Raw genomic sequence first — 4,818 nt, forward strand, 5'->3', positions numbered from 1 at the left:
GCTCGCTACCTACGGTCAGGACCGCCCGGCGGAGAACCCGTTGTGGCTCGGTTCGATCAAGTCGAACATCGGTCACACGCAGGCGGCGGCGGGTGTCGCGGGGATCATCAAGATGATCCTCGCGATGGGCCACGGGACACTGCCCGCGACGCTGCATGTCGATGCGCCGTCGCCGCATGTGGACTGGGCGGCCGGGGCGATCGAGCTGCTGACCGAGTCCCGTGCGTGGGAGGACAACGGCCGGCCGCGCCGGGCGGGTGTGTCCTCGTTCGGGGTGAGTGGGACCAACGCCCACATCATCCTCGAGCAGGCCCCCGACCTCGACGATGCCGTCGCCGAGGGGTCCGCGGAGCCGGCGGTTCCGGCGACCGTGCTGCCGATCGTTCCGGTTCTGGTCTCGGGCCACGACGAGGAGGCACTGCGGGCCCAGGCGGGACGGCTCCGTCAGGCGGGCAGTGATCTGTTGGCTGTCGGCGTGGCATCGACGCGGCGGGCAGTCCTTGCGCAGCGTGCGGTGGTGCTGGCTGCTGACGGGTCTGATCTGGACGCCGCTCTCGAGGCGTTGCACGCCGGTGCTTCCGCGTCGAACCTGGTGCGTGGTGTTGCCGGGTCCGGCCGCCTGGCGGTGGTGTTCACCGGCCAGGGCGCACAGCGGATCGGGATGGGCCGGGCGCTGTACGAGACGTTCCCGGTGTTCGCGGATGCCTTCGACGCCGCCTGCGCGCATCTTGACCTTCACCTGGACCGGCCGCTGCGGGAGCTGATCGACGGTGTCGACGGCGACGAGTCGGGGCTGTTGGATCAGACGGGCTATGCGCAGCCGGCGTTGTTCGCGGTCGAGGTCGCGCTCACCGCGCTGCTGGGCCACTGGGGTGTGACTCCGGACATCCTGGTCGGCCATTCGATCGGTGAGATCGCCGCCGCGCATGCGGCCGGGGTTCTGGATCTGGCGGATGCCGCGGTGCTGGTGGCGGCCCGTGGCCGTCTGATGCAGGCCCTGCCCGCGGGTGGGGCGATGCTGGCGGTGCAGGCCACCGAGACCGAGATCCTCGCCGCGCTGACGGAGGCCGGTGTCGTGGTGGATCTGGCCGCGGTGAACGGTCCGACCGCCGTGGTTCTCTCCGGTCCGGTGGACGCGATCGACGCGGCCGCAGAGCTGGTGACTGCGCGTGGGTGGAGGTTGTCTCGGCTGCGGACCAGCCATGCGTTCCACTCGGCGTTGATGGAGCCGATGCTGGCCGAGTTCGCCGCGGTCGTCCGCGACCTGACGTTCCGCGAGCCGACGCTGCCGGTGGTGTCGACGGTGACCGGGCGGTTGGTGGAGGCCGGGGAGTGGTCCGACCCGCAGTACTGGGTGCGGCAGGTGCGGGAGCCGGTCCGGTTCGCCGACGCTGTCACCGCGCTCGCCGAGAACGGGGTGACCCGCTTCGTCGAGGCCGGCCCCGACGGCGTCCTGACCGCGATGGCCCAGCAGACCCTGCCCGACGCCGAGGGCAGTGTGTTCGTGCCGCTGCTGCGTCGCGACCGCGACGAGACGTCCACGGCGCTGACGGCCCTCGCCCGGCTGCACGTCCACGGCGTCACCGTCGACTGGGCGCGGGTGTTCGACGGGACCGGCGCGACGCAGATGGCGGAGCTGCCGACCTATGCCTTCCAGCGCAGGCGGTTCTGGCCCGAGCCGCTGACCGATCGGCCGGCGGAACACTCGGTGGACCGTGAGGAGTCGAGTTTCTGGGAGTCGGTGGAGCGGTCCGACCTGGCCGGTCTGGCGGAGCGGCTGGAGCTGGAGACGGCGGCGCTCGCGGATGTGCTGCCGGCGCTGGCGTCGTGGCGGGCGAAGCGCCGGCTGGCAGCGGCGGCCGACGGGTGGCGGTACCGGGTCACCTGGAAGCCGGCCGCCGACCCGGCCACGGCTGCGGCCACGGCTGCCCTGACGGGTGTGTGGGTGCTGCTCGCACCCGACGCCGAGCCCGGGACGGGGACCGAGCTCGGGACCGAGCCCGGGACGGCTGCCGGGAGTGGCCCGCTGGCCGCGGAGCTGGCCCGGGTGCTGACCTCGGCGGGTGCGGACGTCGTGCCGGTACCCGTCGCTGCGGGCGCGGACCGGGCGGCGCTGGCCGGCCGGCTGCGGTCGCTGGTGACCGGGTCGCTGGTGACCGGGTCGGCGGTGGCGGGTGTGGTGTCGCTGGTGGCGTTCGGGGCGGCGCCGCTGGTGGACAGTCTGGCGGTGGTGCAGGCGCTGGGTGATGCCGAGATCGCGGCACCGGTGTGGCTGGTGACATCCGGTGCGGTGCCGACGGGTCGGTCGGACCGTCCGGCGGATCCGTTGCAGGCGCAGGTGTGGGGGCTGGGACGGGTCGTCGGGCTGGAGCATCCGGACCGGTGGGGCGGTCTGCTCGACCTTCCGCAGAACCTCGACCGGCGGGCGGCGTCGAGGCTGGTCAGGGTGCTCGCCGGCGCCGACGGAGAGGACCAGGTCGCGATCCGCGACGGCGGGATCCTGCTGCGGCGGCTGGTACATGCACCGGTGCGGGGCGAGACGGCCTGGCGTCCGCGGGGGACGGTGCTGATCACCGGCGGCACGGGTGGTCTGGGCGTGCAGGTGGCGCGCTGGGCGGCGGGGAACGGCGCGGAGCGACTGGTGCTGGTGAGCCGGCGCGGGCCGGCCGCGGACGGTGTCGCCGACCTGGTGGACGAGCTGTCCACGGCCGGGGTCGCCGTCGACGTCGTGGCGTGTGACCTGGCGGATCGGGCGGCGGTGGCGGGTCTGCTGGCGGACGTCGGTGAGCTGTCGGCGGTGGTGCATGCGGCGGGTGTGGTGGAGGACCTGCCGTTGGTGGACGTCGACGCCGACCACCTGGATCGGGTGGTGGCGGGCAAGGTCGCCGGTGCGCTGCACCTGGACGAGCTGCTCGGCGAGACCCCGTTGGACGCCTTCGTGGTGTTCTCGTCGATTTCCGGTGTGTGGGGCAGTGGTGGTCAGGGGGCGTACGGGGCGGCGAACGCGGCGTTGGATGCGCTGGTTCTGCGTCGCCGCGCTGCCGGTCGGGTGGGTACGGCGGTGGCGTGGGGTCCGTGGGCGCAGGTGGGGATGGCGGCCGACGAGGCGGTGGCCGGGCAGCTGCGCCGGCAGGGCCTGGTCGGTCTGGAGCCGGGGCAGGCGGTTGCGGCGCTGGTGCAGGCGGTGGGTGCCGGCGACGACGTGGTGACGGTGGCGGATGTGCGGTGGGATGTGTTCCTGCCGGTGTTCACCGCGGCCCGTCCCCGCCCGCTGTTCGCGGACCTTCCCGAGGCCAGGTCCGCGGTCGGTCACACGGATGCCCTCGGGGCCGGCGCGTCCCCGCTGGGCCGGCGCCTGGCGGGGCTGCCTGCCGGCGATCAGGAGCGGGTGGTTGTCGAGCTGGTGCGGTCCGAGGTGGCCGGGGTGCTCGGTCACGGGTCAGCGTTGGATGTTCCGGCGGATCGGGCGTTCAGGGATCTGGGCTTCGACTCGTTGACGGCGGTGGAGCTGCGGAACCGGCTCGCGGCGGTGACCGGCCTGCGGCTGCCGGCGACCCTCGTCTTCGACTATCCGAACGCGCAGCGCCTCGCCGAACACCTGCTCGCCGAGGTTTCCGACGACCTGCTGGCGGGCGCTTCGGCACCGGCGGTTTCGGCGCTGGTGGCGACCACGGACGACCCGGTCGTGATCGTCGGTATGGGCATGCGACTGCCGGGTGGGGTGGATTCTCCCGAGGGGCTGTGGGAGTTGTTGTCCGATGGCCGCGACGCCATCGGCGGTTTCCCGACGGATCGTGGCTGGAATGTGGAGGAGCTCTACCACCCGGATCCGGATCACGCGGGGACGTCGTATGCCCGGGAGGGTGGGTTCCTCTACGAGGCCGCCGAGTTCGACGCGGGTCTGTTCGGGATTTCGCCGCGTGAGGCGCTGACGATGGATCCGCAGCAGCGGTTGCTGTTGGAGACGTCGTGGGAGGCGTTCGAACGGGCCGGTGTTGATCCGACGGGGTTGCGTGGGCGTCCGGTCGGGGTGTTCATCGGCGCCACCTACATGGGCTACGGGGCCAATGCGGCTGACGATGACGAAGGGCTGGAAGGCCGTCTGCTGACGGGTACGGCGTCGAGTGTGATCTCGGGGCGGTTGGCGTACACGTTCGGTCTGGAGGGGCCGGCGGTGACGGTGGACACGGCGTGTTCGTCGTCACTGGTGGCGCTGCACCTGGCGGTGCAGGCGATCCGCGCCGGTGAGGCGGAGATGGCGCTGGTCGGTGGTGTGACGGTGATGCCGAACCCGGATGTGTTCGTCGAGTTCTCCCGTCAGCGGGGTCTGTCGCCGGATGGGCGGTGCCGTTCGTTCGCCACGTCCGCGGACGGGACGGGCTGGTCGGAGGGTGTCGGGGTGCTGCTGGTGCAGCGTCTGTCGGACGCGCGCCGGGACGGCCGGCCGGTGCTGGCGGTGGTCCGTGGCAGTGCGGTGAACCAGGATGGTGCGAGCAACGGTCTGACGGCGCCGAACGGTCCGGCCCAGCAGCGGGTGATCCGCCAGGCCCTGGCCAGCGCCGGGCTGTCGACGTCCGACGTGGACGCTGTCGAGGCACACGGCACGGGCACGACGCTGGGTGACCCGATCGAGGCGCAGGCGCTGCTGGCGACCTACGGTCAGGGCCGCCCGGCGGACAGCCCGCTGTGGCTGGGGTCGATCAAGTCGAACATCGGTCACACGCAGGCCGCGGCCGGTGCGGCCGGGATCATGAAGATGATCCTCGCGATGCGCCATGGCACCCTGCCGGCGACGCTGCACGTGGACGAGCCGACGTC

Annotated in this window: 1 protein-coding gene; it reads left to right on the plus strand. The window is 72.6% G+C overall.

The annotated features are described in order from the left end of the window. On the plus strand, positions 1-4,818 hold a 4,818-nt coding region (locus tag AB1460_RS35670; RefSeq protein ID WP_368966845.1), incomplete at both ends, for an SDR family NAD(P)-dependent oxidoreductase.

Source organism: Parafrankia sp. FMc2, from assembly GCF_041008525.1.
In the GTDB taxonomy this organism is placed as follows: domain Bacteria; phylum Actinomycetota; class Actinomycetes; order Frankiales; family Frankiaceae; genus Parafrankia.